Annotated in this window: 16 protein-coding genes; 6 read left to right on the forward strand and 10 right to left on the reverse strand. The window is 66.9% G+C overall.

Annotated elements, in window-relative coordinates; translation table 11 throughout:
- Window positions 1–159 precede the first annotated feature (159 nt).
- From hflK to HT578_RS07965, 3 genes are all read left to right on the forward strand, one after another.
- Window positions 160–1335 (forward strand): protease modulator HflK, encoded by a 1176-nt coding sequence (gene hflK / locus HT578_RS07955; RefSeq protein ID WP_213504190.1) that lies wholly within the window; start codon window positions 160–162, stop codon window positions 1333–1335.
- Window positions 1335–2180, forward strand: a complete 846-nt coding sequence (gene hflC, locus HT578_RS07960) for a protease modulator HflC (protein WP_213503558.1) — start codon at window positions 1335–1337, stop codon at window positions 2178–2180. The genes hflK and hflC overlap by 1 nt, the downstream gene beginning before the upstream one ends.
- A gap of 145 nt (window positions 2181–2325) precedes the next feature.
- Complete coding sequence (locus HT578_RS07965) at window positions 2326–3855, forward strand: Do family serine endopeptidase (RefSeq protein ID WP_213503560.1); 1530 nt, start codon at window positions 2326–2328, stop codon at window positions 3853–3855.
- A gap of 264 nt (window positions 3856–4119) precedes the next feature.
- Here HT578_RS07965 and HT578_RS07970 read toward each other — a convergent pair whose 3' ends face one another.
- The 3 genes from HT578_RS07970 to phhA all read right to left on the reverse strand — a co-directional run bounded on the left by HT578_RS07970 (window position 4120) and on the right by phhA (window position 6762).
- Window positions 4120–4674 (reverse strand): VOC family protein, encoded by a 555-nt coding sequence (locus tag HT578_RS07970; protein WP_213503562.1) that lies wholly within the window; start codon window positions 4672–4674, stop codon window positions 4120–4122.
- Window positions 4675–4792: 118 nt separating this feature from the next.
- Complete coding sequence (gene hppD / locus HT578_RS07975) at window positions 4793–5902, reverse strand: 4-hydroxyphenylpyruvate dioxygenase (RefSeq protein ID WP_213503564.1); 1110 nt, start codon at window positions 5900–5902, stop codon at window positions 4793–4795.
- Window positions 5899–6762 carry a phenylalanine 4-monooxygenase gene (gene phhA, locus HT578_RS07980; RefSeq protein ID WP_213503571.1) on the reverse strand — a complete coding sequence of 288 codons (864 nt, stop codon included), beginning with the start codon at window positions 6760–6762 and terminating at the stop codon, window positions 5899–5901. Before phhA ends, hppD begins: the two co-directional genes overlap by 4 nt.
- 107 nt (window positions 6763–6869) lie before the next feature.
- Between phhA and HT578_RS07985 the strand changes: the two genes are divergently transcribed.
- Window positions 6870–7331 carry an Lrp/AsnC family transcriptional regulator gene (locus tag HT578_RS07985; RefSeq protein WP_039391041.1) on the forward strand — a complete coding sequence of 154 codons (462 nt, stop codon included), beginning with the start codon at window positions 6870–6872 and terminating at the stop codon, window positions 7329–7331.
- 119 nt (window positions 7332–7450) lie between these two features.
- Window positions 7451–8542, forward strand: a complete 1092-nt coding sequence (locus HT578_RS07990) for an AbrB family transcriptional regulator (protein ID WP_213503573.1) — start codon at window positions 7451–7453, stop codon at window positions 8540–8542.
- Between the two features lie 21 nt (window positions 8543–8563).
- Here HT578_RS07990 and HT578_RS07995 read toward each other — a convergent pair whose 3' ends face one another.
- From HT578_RS07995 to HT578_RS08020, 6 genes are all read right to left on the reverse strand, one after another.
- The gene (locus HT578_RS07995) at window positions 8564–13324 is read right to left on the reverse strand and encodes an NAD-glutamate dehydrogenase domain-containing protein (RefSeq protein ID WP_213504193.1); all 4761 of its coding nucleotides are present in this window, start codon (window positions 13322–13324) and stop codon (window positions 8564–8566) included.
- 382 nt (window positions 13325–13706) lie between these two features.
- A complete protein-coding gene (leuD, locus tag HT578_RS08000) occupies window positions 13707–14318 on the reverse strand; it encodes a 3-isopropylmalate dehydratase small subunit (RefSeq protein WP_213503575.1) in 612 nt (203 codons plus the stop codon).
- The gene (gene leuC / locus HT578_RS08005; protein ID WP_213503576.1) at window positions 14315–15766 is read right to left on the reverse strand and encodes a 3-isopropylmalate dehydratase large subunit; all 1452 of its coding nucleotides are present in this window, start codon (window positions 15764–15766) and stop codon (window positions 14315–14317) included. The genes leuD and leuC overlap by 4 nt, the downstream gene beginning before the upstream one ends.
- Entirely contained in the window at window positions 15763–16791 is a 1029-nt protein-coding gene (locus tag HT578_RS08010; protein WP_213503577.1) for a zinc-dependent alcohol dehydrogenase, read from the reverse strand. The genes leuC and HT578_RS08010 overlap by 4 nt, the downstream gene beginning before the upstream one ends.
- The gene (locus HT578_RS08015; RefSeq protein WP_213503578.1) at window positions 16788–17555 is read right to left on the reverse strand and encodes a cupin domain-containing protein; all 768 of its coding nucleotides are present in this window, start codon (window positions 17553–17555) and stop codon (window positions 16788–16790) included. Before HT578_RS08015 ends, HT578_RS08010 begins: the two co-directional genes overlap by 4 nt.
- The gene (locus HT578_RS08020) at window positions 17552–18745 is read right to left on the reverse strand and encodes an FAD-dependent oxidoreductase (protein WP_338422175.1); all 1194 of its coding nucleotides are present in this window, start codon (window positions 18743–18745) and stop codon (window positions 17552–17554) included. Before HT578_RS08020 ends, HT578_RS08015 begins: the two co-directional genes overlap by 4 nt.
- Before the next feature lie 264 nt (window positions 18746–19009).
- On the opposite strand from HT578_RS08020, the gene HT578_RS08025 reads away from it, so the two are divergent.
- Window positions 19010–19879, forward strand: a complete 870-nt coding sequence (locus HT578_RS08025) for a helix-turn-helix domain-containing protein (RefSeq protein ID WP_213503580.1) — start codon at window positions 19010–19012, stop codon at window positions 19877–19879.
- Here the strand turns inward: HT578_RS08025 and HT578_RS08030 are convergent.
- Entirely contained in the window at window positions 19808–21124 is a 1317-nt protein-coding gene (locus HT578_RS08030; protein ID WP_213503581.1) for an MFS transporter, read from the reverse strand. The two genes, HT578_RS08025 and HT578_RS08030, sit on opposite strands and share 72 nt — an antisense overlap.
- Window positions 21125–21208 lie beyond the last annotated feature (84 nt).

The following is a 21208-nucleotide window of genomic DNA, read 5'->3' on the forward strand; positions in this document are numbered from 1 at the left end:
CGGAATTGTGAGCGGTTCATGGCGCTCAGGTGGCCCAGCGAAGGAAAAAGGGCAAGAGTGGCCCTGTTTTTCGGTGCAAGGGTGTTTTTTGGCACAAGCCTTCCTATAGATAACGCCATGAAAGCGATTGGCGATGCAATTACGCGAGCAGGCCTGAAGATGGCCGGACGCAACAGCCCCTGGGGCTCGGGCGGCGGCTCATCGGGTGAGGATGGCACCGGATCGGGGCAGGACGGCAGCGGCGCGGACGACGCCTCGAGCGGCGGTTCCGGCGATGGCGATGGTGACAAGGGTGGCTCGGGCGACAGCGCGGGCCCGCGCAATCCCTGGCTTCCCAGCGGCAATCCCCCGCCGCGCCGTTCGGCCAGCATCGAGGACATCTTCCGCTCGCGCGATCCGCGCAAGGGCGGTGGAGGCGGCGGCCCGCGCGGCCCCGGCGGTGGTTTCCCGCAGATGCCGCGCCGGCCCGACGGCTCCTCCTGGATGCCCTTCCTGATCGGCGGCGTGGTCGTGCTGTTCCTCTTCCTGTCGAGCTTTCACCAGCTCGATCCGGGCGAACAGGGCGTCGTCACCCGCTTCGGGCGCTATTCGCGCGTCATCGATTCGGGCATCAACCTGACCGCCCCCTGGCCTATCGAAAGCGTGAAGGTGGAGGACGTGCGCTCGTTCAACGTCGACACCATCCCGGAAGGCAGCGGCGAGAAGCTGATGCTCACCAGCGACAAGAACCTGGTCGACCTGACCTACCTCGTGCGCTGGAACATCAAGGACCTCAAGAACTACACCTTCCGCCTGGCCGATCCGCAGGAAACCGTACGCGAGGTCGCCGAGACCGCGATGCGCGCCTCGATCGCGCAGATCTCGCTCAACGATGCCATCTCGGGTGACGGACGTGCCCGCGTCGAGCAGGACGTGCGTGAGCGCATGCAGACGCTGCTCGACTACTACAAGTCGGGCATCGCCATCCAGGGCGTGGAAATCAAGAAGTCCGACCCGCCGTCCAAGACCCGCTCGGCCTTCGAGCAGGTGACGGTGGCCCAGCAGGACGCCGAGCGCGACCGTTCCGAAGCCCGCGCCTGGGCCCAGCAGAAGCTGGCCGAGGCGGAAGGTAACGCCTCGCAGTTCGACAAGGTCTACGAGGAATACCGCCAGGCCCCCGAAGTGACCAAGCGGCGCATGTACTACGAGACGATGGAGCGTGTCCTGCGCAACAACGACACGGTCGTGGCCGAGGCCGACGGCGTGACCCCCTACATCCCGCTGCCCGAAGTGACCCGCAGGGCCGCGCCGGCCGCCAGCGCGGACGGGAATGCCAACGCGAAGGGAGGCCAGTGATGAGCGCCTCGATGCAGAAGTACACCGGCCTCCTGGTCGCCGCGGCCATCGTTCTCGTCGGCCTGTGGATGAGCGTGATCATCGTGCCCGAGGACCAGCAGGTGGTGATCGTGCGCGGTGGTAAGCCCAACCGCGTCTACAACGCCTATGTCGCGGGCGCGCCCTATGGCGCGACCGATGCGGGCATCCACTTCCACATTCCCGGCTACGAGCGCGTCCAGCGCATCGACAAGCGCCTGCTGTCCGTCGACATGAGCCAGGAACAGGTGCTCTCGACCGACCAGCAGCGCGTCAATGTCGATGCCTATGCCCGCTACCGCATCACCGATCCGGTCAAGATGATCGAGACCGCGCGCACCACCGAGAACGTGACGCAGCAGCTGATCCCGATCCTGTCCTCGAACGTGCGCCAGGAACTGGGCAAGCGGACCTTTACCTCGCTACTGACCGCCGAGCGCGGGCAGGCGATGGCCAACATCCGCGACCTGCTCGACAGCGAGGCCCGGCAGTACGGCGCGCGCGTGGTCGACGTGCGCATCAAGCGCGCCGATCTTCCCGACGGTGCCCAGGAAAGTGCCTTCAACCGCATGGTCGCCTCGCGCCAGGAAGAGGCCAAGACGATCACCGCGCGCGGCCAGCGCGATGCCCGCATCATCCGCGCCGAAGCCGAAGCCCAGGCGGCGGGGATCTATGCCGAGAGCTTCGGCAAGGACCCGGCCTTCTACGACTTCTATCGCGCCATGCAGAGCTACGACGTGTCGTTTGCCAAGGATGGCGAATCCGGATCGAAGACCCTGTTGCTTTCGCCGGACAATGCCTACCTCAAGCACTTCCGGCAGCCCTGAACGGCCCGGATTTTTGGACAGATACCAGCCCGAGCCCCGCACCATTCAAACCCGGTTAAGTTGCGCCGCTTCATCCGGGGGGCGGGGTCGGAACAAACGGTGCCGTGACACCGTTGCAACGGAGGAATCAAAGGACGTGAAGCCCGTGCGATACGCTTATGGATTGACCACCGCCCTCCTTCTGGGAGGCGCCACCCTCTCGCTGGCGACCGGATATCCCGCCGGGGCGCAAGTCGCCCAGAACGAAGCCAGCCAGATGACGCATGTCGTGCCGCGCTCCGGCGCGCCGGCCAGCTTCGCCGATCTCACCGAACAGCTGGCCCCTGCCGTCGTCAACATCTCGACGCGTCAGCGCATCCAGGTCCAGCAGCAGGCCAACCCGTTTGCCGGCACGCCCTTCGAGGGCCTGTTCGGCAACCGTGGCGGCTCGCCCCAGACGCGCGAGGCGCAGTCGCTGGGTTCGGGCTTCGTGATTTCGGCGGACGGCTATGTCGTCACCAACAACCACGTGATCACCGCGGACGGCAAGGGCGAGGTCGAATCGATCACCGTCACCATGCCCGACGGCACCGAGTACCCGGCCAAGCTCGTCGGCAAGGACGCCGCCTCGGACCTGGCCGTACTCAAGATCGGCCGTGACAAGCCCTTCCCCTTCGTGAAGTTCGGCGACAGCTCGAAGTCGCGCGTGGGCGAATGGATCATCGCCATCGGCAACCCGTTTGGCCTGGGCGGCACCGTCACCTCGGGCATCATCTCGGCGGTCTACCGCAACACCGGCGGCGGCGGCGCCTATGACCGCTACCTGCAGACCGACGCGGCGATCAACCGGGGCAACTCGGGCGGCCCGATGTTCGACATGAACGGCAACGTCATCGGCATCAACAACGCAATCTTCTCGCCGACCGGCGGCAGCGTGGGCATCGGCTTTGCCATTCCGGCCGAGACCGCAGCCCCCATCGTCCAGAAGCTCATCAAGGGCGAGGCAATCGAGCGCGGCTATCTGGGTGTGCGCATCCAGCCGCTCAACGACGATCTCGCCGAAGCGCTGGGCGTGGAAAAGAACAAGGGCGAATTCATCCAGGCGGTCGAGCCCGAAGGTGCGGCAGCCAAGGCCGGGATGAAGGCGGGCGACGTCGTGATCTCGGTCGACGGCAAGGAAGTGAACCGCGAGCAGTCGCTCTCCTTCCTCGTCGCCAACACCGAGCCGGGCAGCCGCATTCCGCTGGTGGTCCTGCGCGATGGCCGCAAGATCACGCTCAACGCCACGGTCGCCAAGCGCCCTGGCGAGGACGAACTGAACCAGGCGTTCAACCCGGACGATGATTCCGACTCCAACCCCTTCGACAACCGCGGTCAGGAAGACACCCAGGGCGTGATCGAGGAGACCCTCGGCGTCTCGGTGATCGACATGAGCCCGCAGATCGCGCGCCAGCTGGGCGTCAGCGATCCGTCCAAGGGCGTGGTCATCGCCGGTGTCGATGCCGCCTCGGACGCGGCCCAGAAGGGCCTTCGCCGCGGCATGATCGTGCTGCTGGCCGACGGCAAGGAAGTGAACTCCAAGGCCGAATTCGCCAAGGCCGTCGAAGCGGCCAAGTCGGAGAAGCGCTCGGCCATGCTGCTGCGCGTCCAGCCGCGCGGCAACCCGCCGATCTTCATCCCGGTGCGCCTGCGCTGAGCGCATCGTCCCCGATGACACGAAAAGCCCGCCGGTCACCCCGGCGGGCTTTTTCCTTCAAGGGAAAGGGGGAGTAGGAAGAAGGATAATTCCGAGGGCCATCGCCCTCGGGCTCCCCGAACTGTCTGCCCCGCGCCCCACACCCCGCCCTGGCTGGGAACGGTGAGGTCGCCCATTCTGGGGTCAAGGGGCGATGGCCCCTTGAAATGGCTTTCTTCCTTTTACTTTCTCTGTTCGATGACGGATGGCGTCACCCCAGTAACCTCAGCCCTGCGCCGCCTCCTCATGCAGCCAGGCCGCGTGGCGCGGCGCGCGGCGGGTGCGGCTCCATTCCTCCAGCATGTCGTCGGCCACGGCCTTGAGGCGCCCCATCTGGTCGGACGTGCCGAACTGCCAGGCCAGTTCCAGCCGGTGGCCGTTGGGGTCGAAGAAGTAGATCGACTTGAACACCCCGTGGTGAACCGGCCCCACCACCTCCAATTCGCGCGCTTCCAGACGGGCCTTGGCCGCGAGCAGATCGTCCTCGCTGTCGACCTTGAAGGCGATGTGCTGGACCCATTCGGGCGTCGCGCGGTCGCGGTCCATCGCGGGCGAATTGGGCAGTTCGAAGAAGGCCAACACGTTGCCGCCCCCGCAATCGAGGAAGACGTGCATGTACGGATCGGGCGCGCCGGTGGAGGGCACCTTGTCCTCGGCGATGGCGAGCTGGAAATCCATGCCCAGCACGTCCCGGTAGAAGTCCACGGTCTCCTTCGCATCCCGGCAGCGGTACGCAACGTGGTGGATGCCGCCAAGCGACGGTGCAGGAAGTTGGGTCATGGCATTCTCTCCCGGTGTCTCATGTGGGGGGCGTGCCGGACCTCGACCCGGAGGAAGGGAGGTCCGGCACGCGGCGGAGGCGGTGGCTCCCTGAACGGTCCACCTTCCCCCGTCTGTCTCAATCCTTCGAGCCGTTTTCTTCGACGTGGAGGACGCCGCGGCGGACCTGGTCACGCTCCATCGATTCGAACAGCGCCTTGAAGTTGCCTTCGCCGAAGCCATCGTCGCCCTGGCGCTCGATGAATTCGAAGAAGACGGGGCCCACCTGCGCCTCGGCGAAAATCTGGAGGAGAAGGCGCGGGGCGCCCCCTTCGGTCGTTCCATCGAGGAGAATGCCGCGCGCCTGCAGTTCGCCCACGTCCTGGCCATGGCCGGGCAGGCGCTCGGCCAGCATCTCGTAGTAGGTTTCAGGCGGCGCGCTCATGAAGGGGACGCCCAGGTCCTTGAGGCGGTCCCACGCGGCGACAAGGTCATCTGTAATGAGCGCGATGTGCTGAATTCCCTCGCCGTTGAAGGCGCGCAGGAATTCCTCGATCTGGCCCTTCCCGCCCTCGCCCTCTTCGTTGAGCGGAATACGGATGCGCCCGTCTGGGGCCGTCAGCGCCTTCGAGGTGAGACCGGTGTACTCGCCCTTGATGTCGAAATAGCGGATCTCACGGAAGTTGAAGAGCTTTTCGTAGTAGTCCGCCCAGTAGGCCATGCGCCCGCCGTAGACGTTGTGGGTGAGGTGATCGATCGTGTTGAAGCCCGCGCCCGCCGGATGGCGCTCGACGCCGGGCAAGTACGCGAAGTCGATGTCGTAGATCGAGAGCGCCGCCGGGTCAGCCGCGCTCTCGTAGCGGTCGACGAGATAGATGATCGAGCTTCCAATGCCCCGGATGCCAGGCAGGCGCAGCTCCATCGGACCAGTCTCGACATGGACCGGCTCGGCCGAGCGGCGCAGCAATTCCTCGTAGGCCGCGCGCGCGTCCTTGACCCGAAACCCCATGCCGCAGGCCGAAGGGCCATGCTCGCGCGCAAAGAACCAGGCCGGGCTGTGGGGTTCATAGTTCGTGATGAAGTTGATCCCGCCCTGGCGCCACAGCTCCACATCCTTGGAGCGGTGGCGCGCCACGCGGGTAAAGCCCATCGCGGTGAACACAGGTTCGAGTAGGCCCTTCTCGGGCGCGGAAAACTCGACGAACTCGAAGCCGTCGAGGCCAATCGGGTTTTCGAAAAGGTCGGTCATGCAGTCTCTCCCAGATTATCGAATGTCGTCTCGCCCGGCAGGCACGCGCCCGGGGCAATCGGCGGCGTGTGGCGCCAGCGCGCATAGAAAGGCGTAAGGTCGAGCGCGACGAGCCGCTCGACGAGTTCGGGCAGGCTATCGAGGACGAAGTACGTCTCCTGGAACGCGTCGATGCGGTAGCCCGTGCGCATGATCCGCAAGGGATCGAAGGGCAGGCGCAGCACGTCTGGGTCCGTCACCGAGAAGCGCGTCTCGCCTGCCGAGGACAGGATGCCTGCGCCAAACACCTTGAGCGCGCCGTCCTCGCGCACGAGGCCGAACTCGATGGTGTACCAGTAGAGCCGCGCCAGCATGTCGAGCGCGCCCAGTTCCATCGCCCGTGCGCCCGCCGTGCCATAAGCCTGCAGGAAATCGGCGATGGCCGGGTCGAGCAGCATCGGCACATGGCCGAAGAAGTCGTGGAACACATCGGGCTCCACCAGATAGTCGAGCTCGTGCTCCTCGCGCAGCCAGCGGGTCACCGGGAAACGGCGGTGGGCCAGATGCTCGAAGAAAACCGCGTCGGGGATGAACCCGGGCACGGCGACGAGCCGCCAGCCGGTGGCCGGTTCCAGCACGCGGTTCGCGTCCGAAAAGCGCGGAATGGCCTGCGCGCAATCGAGCCGCGCCAAACCCTCACCAAACGCGCGACACCCGTGCCGGCGCGTCAGTTCGGCCTGCGCCTGGTAAAGGCGGCGCCACCTGTCGTGCATCGCGGGCGTATAGGCATCCCACTCCTGCGCGGCGGTGTAGTCCGCGCCCACCTTGCCATACTCTCCACGAAGACCACTTGCGCTTGTTGTCGTCTGCGGTGTCTTCATGAGGGAGATAGTACCACAGGCCCCGCGCCGTTTTCGTGCGCACTGCGCTCCCCAGAAGGGCCTTCATGGTGTATTCCACCAAGAAACAACCTGGAATTGGATGATTCATGCCGCTGGACGAATTCGACCGGAAGATCCTCGCCGCGCTCCAGGAAGATGCGCGCATGCCCGTGGCGCAAGTGGCCGAACACGCCGCACTCTCGGCGACGCCGGTCAGCCGCCGTATCCGCAAGCTGGAAGAAGACGGCGTGATCCGGGGCTACCAGCCCGTGCTCGATCCGCGCAAGCTGGGGCTTGAGCTCAACGCCTACGTGCTCATCAACCTCGATGCCCATTCGGACGTCAACATCGAACGCTTCGAAAGCGCGATCCAGGACAACGCCTATGTCATCGCCTGCCATGCGGTGACCGGCGACATGGACTACCTGGTCCATGTCATCGCGCGCGATGTCGAGCATCTCTCGCAGATCACGCTCAAATCCCTGCTGCGCATCCCCGGCGTACGGGACGTGAAATCGATCATCGTGCTCGAGACGATCAAGCCACCGCTCAAGCTTCCGCTGGGCTGAGGACGAGCCCACTTCATCCGCCAGCCGGATTGCTGCAAGTGCGAAGGATTGCTTTTGCCCGCACCTGCGCGCAGAGCGGGGAGATCAGCCCTCTCCCGCACAACAGCGCCGGAACCCGCGTGACCCTTCTTCCTTCGCATCCGCAGCGCTGGCTTGCTCTCATCGCCCTCTCGGTGGTGCTGGGCGCGGGCGGAAACCTGCTTCACATCCCGGCCAGCCTGATGCTCGGCCCCATGTTCGCGGCCATCGCGTTCGCCTTGCGCGACTACGAGATGAAAGCGGACCCGGGCCTTTTCGCAGCCGCGCAGTCCATTGTCGGCTGCCTCATCGCCGCCTCGATGGGCCCCGAGGTCGTCGCACGCTTTGCCGCCGACTGGCCGATCTTCATCGGCGGCGCGCTTGCCACGCTCTTCGTCGCCTTCGGCACGGGCATTCTTCTGGCGGCCTTTCGCATCCTGCCGGGCGCCGTCGCGATCTGGGGTTCGGCGCCCGGCCTTGCAACCGCCATGGTGCTGATGGCGCGCGACAGCGGCGAGGACTTCCGCATGGTCGCCTTCATGACCTACGTCCGCGTGGTCATGGTCACGCTGGGCGCCTCGGCGCTGGCGATGACGCTGGGCGAGGAAAGCTCCGCCCACGCGGTCACCACCGCTTCGCAGCCCTGGTTCTGGCCGGTCGCGCCCATGCCCATGCTGGCGACGCTCGCTACGGCAGCGGCGGGGCTGTTCCTCGGGCGTCTGGTGCGCCTGCCGGCTCCCAACATCCTGGGACCACTGGTCCTGGGCACCATTCTCCATGCGAGCGGCCTCGTCGAGAGCTTCGCGGTCCCACGCGCGCTCCTTGCCGTCGCCTACATGGTGGTGGGCTGGGGCATCGGCTCGCGTTTCACGATCGAGACGATCCAGCGCGCCCGCACGGTCTTTCCCGCCGTCCTCGTTGCGATTGCCGCGATGATGGGGACCTGCTTCCTGCTCGGCCTGGGCTTGTCGCGCATCGCACACGTCAGCATCGCCACCGCCTACCTCGCGACGAGCCCGGGCGGCATGGATTCGATCGCCATTGTCGCGGCGTCCTCGCCCGTCGACGTGGGCTTCGTAATGACGCTCCAGACCGCGCGCATGGCCGCGATCCTGCTGCTGGGCCCCTGGCTGGCCCGCACTATCGCCAAGCGCTTCGTCCACCCGCGCGCGGCAGACCAGTCCGCAGACTGACCCGCCGCGCGCGCGCGGCGTTCAGCGCTTGAGCAGGTTGCGCGCCTGCACCGCGATCTGCGCAAGCATCGCGGGTGTATGCGTGCCTGCTTCCTCGGCCCGGCGCACAACCGTACGGAAGGCAGAGATCGCGGCCGAGTTCTCGCGCGTCCACTGTGCGGTCGCGCCGTCGAGATCGTCCTTGCCCGCCTTGGTGCGCACGAGCGCCTTCAGGAAATCGAGCCGCATCTGCTGGAAATCGCGGGCAAGTCCCGCCACCAGCAGACGCTCCCAGGGGTCGGTCGGCGTCATCAGGGCGGCGCTCGCCTGCGCCCAGTCGAGCCCCAGCCCGGCGCCCAGCGAGGTAAAGGCCTCCACCAGTTCGCGCGCCGCGATCTTCGTCTCGGCGGCAAGGTCGGAGATGCCGACCGCGCCATCGAGATCGAACAGGCGCGTCACTGCGCGGGCCTGCTCCTCGGGCGCGCCAAGCTCACACAAGCTCTCGAAGATGCGCTTCGACTGCCCCTGCGCGTGTTCGCCCAGGAGGTCGTAGACGTCGGCCTTGAGGACCTTCATGCCGCCCTTGAGGCGATCCTTGAGCTCGCCCGGCGCCACGCGTCCTGCGCCAGCCCGCAGCAGGTCGGCCATATGCGAGCGCATCGCGCCCGCCGTCCGGTCAAACAGGGCGAGACGCGCTTCTTCTGGCATCTCGGCAGTCTCGAGCTGGCTCCACAGATCGCCCAGATCGAACATGTCCTCGGCCAGAACGAAGGCCGCGGCCATCTGGCCCAGCGTCGCGCCCTCTTCCTCGGCCACCTCGAAGGGATGGACGAGGCCCAGACGATTGACGATGCGGTTGGCAAGCTTGGTCGCAATGATCTCGCGCGCTAGGCGGTGTTCGCGGATGAAGGTCGTGTACTTGGCCTGCATCGGCTCGGGAAAAGCCCCGACCAGCATCGGCTCCAGAGTTTCGCCATCGGGCAACGAACTGTTCTCGATGGCGTCCTGCAGGACCAGCTTGCTGCTCGAAAGGAGAACGGCGAGCTCAGGGCGGACCAGTCCGCGCCCGTCCTGCCCGCGCCGCACCAGCGTCTCGTTCTCGGCCAGCCCTTCGGTCACGCGGTCGAGGTTGCCACCTTCTTCGAGCATTTCGATGAGGCGGATGTGCGAGTGGACCGTGTCCGCTCCGCCGCGCCCGGCAATCGAAAGGGCAAGCGCCTGGAGGCGGTTGTCCTCAAGCACGATCTCGGCGACTTCGTCGGTCATGTCGCGCAGCAGCGCCACGCGCTTCTTCTCGGTAAGCTTGCCTGCCCGGCGCGCCGCGGCGAGCGAGATCTTGATGTTGACCTCGTTGTCCGAGCAGTCGACGCCCGCCGAGTTGTCGATGAAGTCGGTGTTGATGCGCCCACCACGGCCCGCATCGCCCTTGAGCGCAAACTCGATGCGCCCGGCCTGCGTGACGCCCAGGTTCGCGCCCTCGCCGATGACCCGCGCGCCGACCTCGTTGGCGCTGACACGCAGCGCGTCGTTGGCGGGATCACCCACGGTCGCGTTGTTCTCGCTCGAGGCTTTCACGTAAGTCCCGATGCCGCCGAACCAGAGGAGGTCGACCTTGGCCCACAGGATCGCCGAAATCAGCGAATCCGGATCGAGCGCCTCGACTTCGACGCCCAGCGCCTTGCGGATTTCCGGGCTCAGCGGGATCGACTTCATCGAGCGCGGGAAGACCCCGCCGCCCTTGGAGATGAGCGACTTGTCGTAATCATCCCAGCTTGAATGGGTGAGCTCGAACAGGCGCTTGCGCTCGTCCCAGCCGGTCTTCGGGTCGGGATCGGGATCGATGAAGATATGGCGGTGGTCAAAGGCCGCCACCAGCTTGATCGCCTTGGAGAGCAGCATGCCGTTGCCGAACACGTCGCCCGACATGTCCCCGCAGCCCACGACACGGACCGGGTCGGTCTGCACGTCGATCCCCATTTCGAGGAAGTGGCGCTGCACCGAGACCCAGGCGCCGCGTGCGGTGATGCCCATGGCCTTGTGGTCATAACCGTTCGAGCCGCCGCTGGCGAAGGCATCGTCGAGCCAGAAGTCCTTCGATTCCGCGATACCATTGGCCACATCGGAGAACTTGGCCGTGCCCTTGTCGGCCGCGACCACGAAGTAGGGGTCCTCGCCGTCCCGGATCTCGACACATTCGGGATGGACGACCTTGCCCTCGACGATGTTGTCGGTGACCGAGAGCAGGGTTGCGATGAAGATCTCGTAGCTGGCCTGCCCCTCGGCCGCCCAGCCTGCGCGGTCGCGCGTGGGATCGGGCAGCTGCTTGGGATAGAAACCACCCTTCGCACCCGTCGGCACGATCACCGCGTTCTTGACGCGCTGCGCCTTCATCAGGCCCAGGATCTCGGTGCGGAAGTCGTCGCGCCGGTCGGACCAGCGAAGGCCGCCGCGTGCGATCGGCCCGGCCCGCAAGTGGATGCCTTCGACCCGGCGCGAATAGACGAAGATCTCGCGCCAGGGCAGCGGCTTGGGAAGCCCGGGAACGCCTGCGGAATCGAACTTGAAGGCCAGCGCCACCTGCGCGTGCGGGGCAAAGGCGTTGGTGCGCAGCATGGCCAGCACGAGGTCGCGGTAGGCGCGCAGCAGACGGTCATCGTTGAGGGCGCCAACCCCGGCCAGGCCTTCGCGGATGGCTTCTTCCGCGCTCCCCTGCGCGGCCTTGCGGTCGCCCTTGAAGTCAGGCTGGTGGAGCGCACGGAACAGGTCGACAATGCCCAGTGTCACCTTGGGTGCGCCGAGCAGCGCCTCGACCACGGTCGCGATGCCAAAGTGCATGCCGCCCTGGCGCAGGTAGCGGTAGAAGGCGCGCAGCCAGTTGGCCTCGCGCTTGGAGAGGCCAAGGCCGGGGACGAGGCGGTTGAAGGCGTCGTTCTCCCCCTCGCCGTTGAGGACCGCGCACAAGGTGTCCTCGATCATGGGCGCAAGTCCCAGCACCGCATGGGGCTCGGTGCCTGCCGGAAGTTCCAGCGTGAAGTCGTGGATCGTGCCGATGCGCCCCTGGTCGAGCACGGTCGGCACTTCGGCCAGGACGCGGAAGCCGAAGTTCTCAAGCGCCGGGACCGCATCGGAGAGCGGCAGCTGGCCCGCAGCCTGGTAGATCTTCAGGCGCAGGTTGCCCTCTTCGTCCTGTTCATGGGCGTAGAGGCGCGCGTCGCGCTGGCCCGTGGCGCGTGCGGCCTCGCCCGCCTCGCCGACCACGATCTTGCGCATATGGGCGATGTCGATGGCGGCTTCGGCCGGGCCATACTCGCTGCGGTAGCCAAGCGGGAAGCCTTCCGCATAGCGGCCCGCGATGGCGTTGGCTCGCGCCGGTTCAAGCTGCTGGGCAAGGACGGCGGCGACCGCCTCGGTCCAGCCGCGCAGCAGCACCTGCAGGCGATGGTCGAGTTGGGCCTCGTCGGGCTCCTGCGCGCCTTCGCGAATGTCGAAAGTGTAGCGCAGCATGGCCAGGCTTCCCGATTCCACCACCAGCGTCCAGTCGAGCGCGGGCGCGTTGGCCGCTTCCTCGACGAGCGCCTGAATGCGGTGGCGCATCTTGGTCGAGACCAGGTCACGCGGCAGCCAGATGAAGGCGAAGAGGTGGCGCATGAGCGGTGCGGTCGCCAGCAGCAGGCGCGGCCGGGGCCGGTCCACGAGGCCGGTCATCGTGCCCGCCAGCCGCTCGACATCGGCATCTTCCAGACCGAGCACCAGATCGTGCGGCAGGCTGGTCAGCGCATGCGCCAGCGCCTTGCCGGTGTGGCTGCGCGGATCGCAGTTCATGTTCGAGGCAATGCGCGCAAGCACTCCGCGCAGGCGCGGCACGCGGTCGGGCGTCGATGCCAGCGCCTCGCTGGTCCAGATGCCGGCATGGACCGAAAGCGCCGTGACCTTGCCCTCCTCGACGACGGGCACGAGGAACAGGTCGAGCGGAACCCTGCGGTGCACGCTCGACACGCGGTTGGCCTTGATCACCATCGGCGCGGTCAGCTTGCCCTCGGCAAGCTGGGCATCGAACGTGGCAAAGGCGCGTTCGTAGCTGGCATCGGAGAGAAGCGTCTTCACCCCGCGGCGGCAGATGCCCAGGCGCTTGGAGTGGCTTTCATCGCGCCCGCGCGTGACGTGCCCCAGGATCGTGAGCATGCCTGAGGCGAACCACTCCAGCAGGGCGGCGCCTTCGCGGTCCGCGATGGTGGAGGCGTCCTCGTGGAGCGCATCGACCATGCGCGGCCAGTCCGCGACCGCGCTGCGCACGTCGGCCAGCATCGATTCCAGAGTGCGCTTGAGTTCGCCGCGCTGGCGGGCATCGACGCGCGCCATCTCGATGTAGATCATCGATTCGCGGGTGAAGGCCTCGTCATGGCCATCCGGGCCAAAGCGCGCGAGCGTCCCGTCCGCCTCGCGCGCGACATTGACGATGGGGTGGACCAGCCGGTCGATCACGAGGCCCAGCGCAGCGAGCGCGGCCGCGGTCGAATCGACCAGGAAGGGCATGTCCTCGTTGATGAGCGCCACGCGCAGAACCGGGCGTTCCTCGCCCGCCGAGGCCACTTCGACCACGCTCTCGCCATCCTCGCGCGTTTTCGCCGCATCGAGCAGGAACGCCGCGGCGTCCTCGATCCAGGGCTCGTCCTTCGCGCCGTCACCGGGCAGGAGTCCGGCGCGGATCTGATCGGCCAGAATCTGCGCCAGATCATCGCTTCCGCGCGATGCCTTGGCCGACTTGGTGGCCTTGGCCTTCGAGGTGGTCTTGCCTTCACTCATCATCGTCTCCGCCCAATTGCCGCGTCTTGCTTCGGCCCTTGCCCCTGCCTGGGGAACAAGGCCTGCGCGCGCTTCGGGTTCCCTTCTTGCAAAGGGTTTGTTTCCGTTCGACTTGCGCAGGCCCCGGCACTTGTCCGAGATACCCGGCGCAAAGCCGTCCGATGCCCCGTGGTAACGCCGGTTCGACACCGAACCAAGAGCTTCACCACGCCCGACTCCGCACGCAAATTAGCGCACGACGCGAAATTTACGTAGACGTTGTTATAATTTTCGTTCGAGCACACGCAACGGACTTGAGTTGCATTTTTCGCGCGCAGCAAAAAGGGCGGCGAAACCCCTGCTTCGCCGCCCTTCCCGATACTGTGTGCCTGGGCATTTCGCCTCAGATCGCGAGCGGCTCGTAAAGCCAGGGCTGCGCGGCGCGCTGGCCCTCCTCGAACGTCGAGATCGCCGCGCCCCAGCGGCTCTGGATCATGCCGGTTTCGTCCCAGCCCTTGAGCAGGCGTTCGCGCGCGTTGTCCGAGATCTCGAAATCGAGGACCTTCTCACCCGCCGTGATCGTGCGCGCGACGAGATCCACGCTCAGTTCGCCGTCCTTGCCGAAGGCGGCAAGTTCCTCGACCGTCGCGGGATCAAGGACGATGGGCAGGACCCCGTTGCGCAGGCAGTTGGCCTGGAAGATCTCGCCAAAGCTTTCCGCGATCACGCAGGTGATACCGAAGTCCTTGATCGTCCAGACCGCCTGTTCGCGGCTCGACCCACAGCCGAATTCGCGGCCCGCGATGAGGATGCCCGCACCGCGTTCCTTGGCCTCGTCGATCGGATTGGCCATCGCGTTGCCTTCGGAATCGACGCGGCGGTCGGCGCAGAAGTACTGCCCCAGCCCCTCGCGCTGCATGATGAGCAGGAAGCGCGCGGGGTAGATGATGTCGGTGTCGATGCGGTTCTCGCGCAGGAGCAGAACCGGGCTGGTCAGGCTTTCAAAAGGCTTCATGCCACGATCTCCTCGAGCGTGCGGACATCGGCGATATGCCCGGTCACGGCCGCAGCCGCGGCCATCGCGGGGCTCATCAGGTGGGTGCGACCGCCGCGCCCCTGGCGGCCCTCGAAATTGCGGTTGGAGGTAGACGCGCTGCGCTCGCCTTCGGCGAGGCGGTCCTCGTTCATCGCCACGCACATCGAGCAGCCCGCCATGCGCCAGTCGAACCCGGCCTCGGTGAAGATCGTGTCGAGCCCTTCCGCTTCGGCCTGTGCGCGCACGGCCATCGAGCCGGGCACGACAAGCGCGCGCACGCCGTCGGCCACCTTGCGGCCTCGGGCGACCGCGGCGGCGGCGCGAAGGTCCTCGATGCGGCCATTGGTGCAGCTGCCGATGAAGACCACGTCGACCGCGATGTCGGTGACGGGCATGCCCGCTTCGATGCCCATGTAGGCGAGCGCCTTGGCGTGCTGGCGTGCCGCTTCGGCGTCCTCGGGCGCGGCCGGAACCGTGCCATCGACGGGAGCCGCGTCCTGCGGGTTGGTGCCCCAGGTGATCTGCGGGGCGAGCGCGTCAAGATCAAGCGCGACGGTGCGGTCGTACTCCGCCCCCGGATCGCTGGCGAGCGTGCGCCAGTAGGCCGCGGCCTGCTCGAACATCTCGCCCTGCGGCGCGAGCGGGCGGCCGCGCAGGTAGTCGATTGTGGTCTCGTCCGGGGCGACGAGGCCGATGCGGGCGCCCGCCTCAATCGCCATGTTGCACAAGGTCATGCGCGCGGCCATCGACATGGCGCGCACCGCCTCGCCGGTGAACTCGACCGCGCAGCCGGTAGCAAAGCCTGCGCCGTAGCGCCCGATCAGCGCCAGCGCGACGTCCTTGGACGTGACGTGCGCGCCCAGCGTGCCGGAGAGTTCGACCTTCACGGTCTTCGCGCGGCTCTGCACGATGGCGTTGGTGGCGAGCACGGTCTCGCAGTCGCTCGCGCCGATGCCGAAGGCCAGCGCGCCAAAGGCCCCGTGGGTCGAGGTGTGGCTGTCGCCGCAGGCAAGCGTGATGCCGGGCAGCGTAAAGCCCAGCTCCGGGCCCATGACGTGGACGATGCCCTGGCGCGCATCGTCGAGCGGCACGTAGGGAATGTCGAACTCGGCGACGTTGGAGGCAAGACGTGCAACCTGCGCGCCCGCCGCGCCATCATCCTGCGCGATGCTGAGGCGATCGAGCGCGGTCGAAACGGCGTGGTCGGGCACGGCCAGGTGGGTTTCCCGGCGGTGGACCGTGCGCCCGTTGCTGCGCAGCGCCTCGAAGGACTGGTGCGTGCTGCATTCGTGCAGCAGGTGGCGGTCGACGTGGATGAGAGCCGCGCGGCTTTCCTCACCCTCTCCTTGCGCTCCGGGCACGACTTCGATGACGTGGCTGTCCCAGAGCTTGCGATACAAGGTGCGCGGGGCACTTGCGGTTGTCACGCGGTCTCTCCGATCTCGATTATGACACGCCCGACATCGCGGGCTTGGGGTCCGGCCAGCAGGGTAAAGGCCTCGGCCACGTCATCCAGCGCGAAGCGCCGAGTGATCGTAGGGCGGAGGGAGAGGTCCCCACGGGCGATGAATTCCAGGACGTCGACCTGTCCCGGCCCTGCTTTCACACCGAGGATCTCCAGCTCGCGCTCGACGATCTGCCAGTTGCTGACGGGAAGGTCCCCGCCGCCGGTCAGCGCGACACGCGCGCCCGGCGCGGCAACGGCGAAAGCCTCGTCCATGCCCCAGGCCGAGGCGGTGGTCTCCATCACCGCGTCCAGCCCTTCCGGGAACGCGCCAAGCACACGCTCAGAGACGCGCTCCCCATGGGCAGCAATCGGGAAGAGGTGGGCTGCGCCAAGGTCCCCGGCGAGGTCGGAGCGGCGCCCGCTCCCCCCGATGGCGACGACCTCGAGCCCCAGCGCGCGCGCCATGGCGACCGCGCCCAGCCCCATGGCGCCCACGCCCACGATGCCGACCCGCTGCCCCGCCTCCAGCCGCATACGGCGAAAGGCGTTGAGCGCATCGACGGGCCCGGCCAGCATCGCGGCATCTTCAAAGCCGACCGCATCGGGCAGGACCGCGAGCTTGCGCGCCGAAACAAGCGTGTATTCCTCGCAGCAGGTCTGCCGCACCGGGGTCCGGAACGCCGGATCAAGACACAGGTTGTGGCGGCCCTTCGTGCAGTTCGCGCAGGCCCCGCAGTGGTCGAGCGCGAGCGCGCTGACCCTGTCGCCAGGGGCCAGCCCCTCCACGCCCGCGCCAAGCTGGGCGACGATGCCGGAAAAGTCCGCGCCGATGCCGACGGGATAGCTTTTCACATAGCGCCCACCCCGGTTGAGGTAGGTCCCCACGTCCGTGCCGTAAGGCGCATAGGCCATGACCTGGACGAGAACCTGTCCGGGGCCCGGCTCCGGCCGGGCGACGTCCTCGACGCGGATGTCGCCCGGAGCGTGGAGCCGGGCGGCCTTCACGAAGCCGCTCCGAAGGTCCAGACGAGGATACGCGCGCCCTCGAGACTGGCGGTGGCGCCCAGCAGCGGGGTGTCGGACGCACCAACGGTATAGTCGCCCGCGCCCCAGGTCTCGCCCGCGCCTTCCAGCGCGCCGTCCAGAACGTAGGCTTCCCAGCTCACACCAAGGGCCGCGGCTTCGCCCTGCCAACCCGCCGGAACGAGCGCCTCCAACGTGCGCGCGCCGCTGCGCGGATCGGTGCTGAAGGTCTTGATCATCCAGCCTTCGGGCAGCGCGGAATCGGGCTGGGGCGCAACATCGGCGATGGCCAGTTCGAAGACGTGACCACGCGCATCGTCGGCGGCGGGCAGCGGATACTCGATGGGCTGCTCGGGCTCATGGATCAGCTGGAGCGAGAGCAGCCCGTCGCTGCGCACGAGAGCCAGCGCGCCCTCCTCGGAGCGTTCATCGTGGCCGTGCACGATGTGGCCCGGGCGATAGAAGTAGACGCCCTTGCGAAAGTAGTGGTTGCCATCGAGCGTCACCGAACCCTCGAGCATGTAGACTTCCTCGAAGGCATCGTGGAAGTGCGCAACGCCCCCGCCCCGCCAGCCTTCCGGGATGTAGACGAGGTTGGTGACATGCCCGGTCTCGGGATCCTCGCCCAGCTTGCGCCGCTTGAGGCCGTGGGTGCCCAGCATCTCCCATTCGAGCGCGTTGCCGCGCACGTGGTCGAGTGGGCCCGCTGCCTTGCGCAGCGCCGGCTCGGTGATCGGTCCTGTCATGCGATTTCCCTTTCCTGTGCAAGGCTGGAGAACATGGCCTGGCGCAGCAGGTAGGCGCGGCGCGCTTCCGGATCGGCCTGGACACGGCGCATCTTCTCGCGCTTGGCGGCGAGCGCGGTCTGGTCGGTTTCGCCCATGTTCTCCATGTTCTCGATGGTCTGGGCCTGGATGAACGAGCGCGTGACAGCCTGGCGCTGGCGTTCGAACTTGGCAAGCGCCTCGAAATCCGCGTCCTTGCGCAGGATCATCCAGAGCTTTTCGGCGAGGTTCCAGCCATCGTGGATGCCGCTGTTCATGCCAAAGCCGCCCAGCGGATTATTGAGATGCGCGGCATCGCCGATGATCGCCATGCGCCCCTCCACGAACTTCTTGGCGACGCGCTGGTGCACGCGGTAGATCGTGCGGTGCGTGGTCTCGACATTGCCATGCCCCACGATCCGGTTGAAGATCTGGTCGGCGTTGGCGTCGCTGATGAGGTCCTCGTCGCTGACATCGCCATCGCCGGGCACAAGCACGCGCCAGATGCCCGGAACCTTGAGCAGGACCAGCCATTCGTCAGGATCGCTGATGTAGTTCACGTAGTCGAGGTCGGGGATCGCCTTCTCGATCTCGAGCCGGGTCGACATCGAGACGAACTTCTCCTCGTAGGTAAAGCCATCGAATTCCGCCCCGATGACCTTGCGCACGACCGAACGCGAGCCGTCCGCGCCGACGAGGAACTTCGCGGCGATCTCGCGCTGGACGCCGTCCTGCTCCACCGTGGCGATGATGCCTTCGCCGTTCTGGCGGGCATCGATGAGGCGGCAGCCGAAATGAACGTCCATGCCGTCGGCTTCCTGCACCTTGGTAGCCAGGTGCTTGGCCAGGTAGTGCTGCTCGCACTGGAGGCGGAAGGGGAAGCGGGTGAGGTCGGACAGTTCGGTCAGGTCGAAGCGCAGGGCCTCGCCGCTGCGGCGGTCGCGCATCTGGTAGATCGGCGCCTTCAGGCCCATGCCGATCAGCGGCTCGGCCGCGTCGATCTCGTCGAGCATTTCAAGCGTCGAGGCGTGGATCGTCGAAGCCCTGAGGTCGTGGGCGCAGTCCGGCTCCTGTTCGATCAACGTCACCAAGATGCCCATTGCCGCAAGGCGCGCTGCGCAGGTCGCGCCGACAGGGCCCGCGCCCACGACCAGGACTTCGCATCTATTCATGATTGCCACGTACTCCGTTGTGCGTTCTCCCGGCGGCCGCATTGGTGCCGGGAGCCAAGGTCTTGCACCCGGGGCAGACGGGTAAAACGACAGGCCAGCGCACCATCCGTATCGCGGCATGGGCCGGGCGGCAGCCCTCCAGCCACGCGTCCCAATGTTCATGCCATGGACATTCTCTCTCGCCAGGCGGTGGATCGGCTTGACTCGAAGCCGCTTTCGGCAAACTTTTTTGATCCAGATCAATGCAGCAACCGCGAGATGCCCGTGCCTGAATTCGTCGCTTCGCCCGCCGCGTCCCCCGCCGGAACCGAGCCCTTCCGGGGCAAGGACGTGATCCAGTCGCTCTCGCGCTCGATCAACGTGATCCAGGCCATCAACCGCTACGGATCACTGGGCCTCACCGAAATCTCGAGCGCGGCGGGTATTCCCTATCCGACCGCCTATCGCATCGTGAACACCTTGATCGAGGAAGGCCTGATCGAGCGCGAACCGACCCGCAAGCGGTACCGCCCGACCGCGCTTATCCAGACGCTCTCGTGCGGTTTCCAGAACCATGATCGCCTGGTGAACGTGGCGCGCCCCCTGATCCAGTGCTTTACGCGCGATCACCACTGGCCGCTCAGCGTCGTGACCCGGGTGGGAAGCAAGATGGTGGTGCGCGATTCGACCAGCACGCAGACCACGCTCACCTTCAACAACTACTACCCCGGCTGGCAGGTGCCTTTGCTGGCGTCGGCCTCGGGGCAGGTCTTCTTCTCGTTCTCGGACGAGGCCGAACAGGCCGAGCTGCTCTCCCAGTCGCAGCGCATCCACGAGCCGCTCGACACCGTGATCCTGCGCGACTTCCAGAGCGGCAAAGCGCAGGTCCGCATCCGCGAATGCGGCTATGCAGCGGTCGCGCGCACGCCCTATTCGGCAACGCCGGGCAAGACCTCCTCGATCGCGGTGCCGATCTTCGATGGGCGCGGCGATCTGCTGGGCGCGCTGGCCTTCGTCTACTTTGCCAATTCGATGCCGCTCAGCCAGGCCATCGAACGCTACCTGGAACCCATGCTCGGGGTCTCAGCCAGGATCGCCGACGGGCTCTTCGCGATGGGCAACGGCATGCCCGCCTTCGACGAGGCGGCGGAATAGGAAGGCTGCCAGCGCGGCACCGGCAATGAGCGCGGCGCAGATCAGAAAGCCCGGGCGGTAGCTGCCGAACAGATCGAACAGCCGCCCCGCCACGAACACGCCCGAGCCCGAGGCGATCGATTCAAAGACGATGAAGGCGCCCGTCATCTGGCCCAGCCGTGGTCCGGCAAACGAATTAGCGATGACCACCTGGGTCAGGACGTAGCACCCGGCCCACCCTGCGCCGAGCAGCACCAGCCCTGCAAACGCGATCATGGGCCCGCCAAGGCTGAGCAGCAAGGCGCCCGCGAGCAGCAGCATCTGCTGCGAATTCCACACCCGGTTGGTCCCCCAACGCTCCGCCGCCGCGCCCACCAGCACCTTGCCGAACAGGCCGGTCAGGAACACCAGCGTCATGCCGAGGGCCGCCATCCGCGCGCCGAGGCCAATATCCTGAAGGTAGAGGAAGAGGTTGAGCAGGAACGCGGTCGAGGCGAAGAAAGTCCCGAACGTCGCCGCCAGCAGCAGCGCGAGCGCCAGGCGATGGCGCGGCACCTGCGCGAACGCGCCGAGTAGAGGCCCGGACGGCACCGCCGGTTCCGGCGCCCCCTCCCGCCTGTTCGGTTTCGCAGAGCGCACCAGCACCGCGGCCACCGGCAGCAGCGCAAGCGGGATGATGGCCGCCACGCGCAGGACACTGCGCCAGTCCGCCTGCTCCAGCGCGAAGACCGCGAGCGAGGGAAAGATCGCCGCGCCGATGCTCGTGCCCGAAAGTGCAATCGAGGTCGCGAGCGTGCGCAGGCCGGAGAACCGCGCGCGCACCATCAGCACCACGATCACCACGTGCGAGGAGGCAAAGGACAGCCCCAGCAGCCCATAGAGCGCATATATCTGCCCGATGCTGCGCGCATGGCCATAGGCGGTGAGCGTAATCGCCAGGAGCACGAGGCCCGCCAGCACGATCCGCGAGGGGGGCACACGCGCGGTCAGAAAGCCGATCCCCAGCCCCGACACCCCGGCCGAGAGCAGGAAGATCGTCTCGCGCAACTTGAGCGCGCCGCGGCTGATCCCCAGGTCCGCCAGGATCGCGCTGTCGAGCGCGGGCAGGCCCGAGGTGATGATGCCATGGCACACGGTCATCACCATGAGCAGCCCCGCGATAAGGGCCCAGGCCCCGGCATCGGGCATGGCGGCAGGCTGCACTTCGGGCGCGTGCGTGCCGCCATTGGGGGCAACACGCGAAACAGGGACGGTCTTCTGGGTCATGTCCGGAGCGTGCCGCGCACGGCCGCCCTTGACCATCGCGCGCGTCCCGTCTCATCCGCAATACGGATAGACTGCCCTATCCCG

Origin of the sequence: Novosphingobium decolorationis (genome assembly GCF_018417475.1) — a bacterium.
Taxonomy (GTDB): domain Bacteria; phylum Pseudomonadota; class Alphaproteobacteria; order Sphingomonadales; family Sphingomonadaceae; genus Novosphingobium; species Novosphingobium decolorationis.